The sequence below is a fragment of the Bacillus sp. LR--39 genome (genome assembly GCF_053613335.1).
The window spans coordinates 1-935 of record NZ_JBSIOT010000478.1 but is presented as its reverse complement, the minus strand read 5'-3'; the positions used below and the strand labels follow the sequence as shown (position 1 = coordinate 935).

Sequence of the window (935 nt, the reverse complement as noted above, 5' to 3'; positions counted from 1 at the left end):
CACCTTGCCCAAATCCATACTTGGTTTGAAAGTTATCGAATTGATATCGAGGAATAACATAAAACACCCGGCATATGCCGGGTGTTCTGCGTTTTGGCAGCTAAGCTATAAAGAAACGGCGGCGTTTATTTTGAACACCGCCGATTTCTATGATCAGCAAGCCGGCCTGAGAGCCGGATGCATGAGAGTCACACCTGTTCAGTTTTGGAAGAAGGTCCAGGCTTTAAATTGTTGAGCCGTGAGACAAGATCCGTTCCGAAAGCGGAGCTTACGTCAACATCGTCCTGATCGATGTAGCTTTCTTTATACTCGTACGCGGAAGAACCGTGTTCGGCATAATCTAGTCCGGAAATTTCCTCCTCTTTTGATACCCTGATCGGAGCGAGGGCTTTCATTGCCGCGGCGACAGCGTATGTGGCAGCGAGGGTCCAGGCCGCGATCGACAAAATGCCGACGGCTTGAATGCCAAGCTGTGCGGCTCCTCCTCCGTAAAAGAGACCGCTCGATGTATTGAAAAGCCCGACTGCAAGCGTCCCCCAAACACCGCAAATACCGTGAACGGCAAGGGCGCCGACGGGATCGTCAAGCTTCAGCACCTGGTCGATAAACTGAACGCCGACAACTAAAATGACACCGGCGATGAATCCGATCAATATCGAGCCTGTAAATGAAACGCCGTCCGCGCCCGCGGTAATTCCGACAAGGCCGCCTAGCGCGCCGTTCAGCGTCAGGGAAGGATCGATCCTGCCGTAGCGGAAATAAGTGAACAGCGCCGAGCTGACGACTCCGCCCGATGCCGCTAAAAGGGTTGTGGTGATGACGTGCGGGACGGCGGCGGGATCAGCCGCAAGCGTGCTTCCGCCGTTGAACCCAAACCAGCCGAACCACAGGATAAAGACGCCGAGAGCGCCCAGCGGAATGCTGTGCCCTGGAAT

Annotated in this window: 1 protein-coding gene; it reads right to left on the bottom strand. The window is 54.5% G+C overall.

Translation table 11 applies throughout. The features are described 5' to 3' along the window. Window positions 1-188: 188 nt before the first annotated feature. Window positions 189-935, bottom strand: a 747-nt coding sequence (locus tag ACWHAR_RS24280; protein ID WP_452088083.1) for an ammonium transporter, incomplete at its 5' end; no start/stop codon positions are given.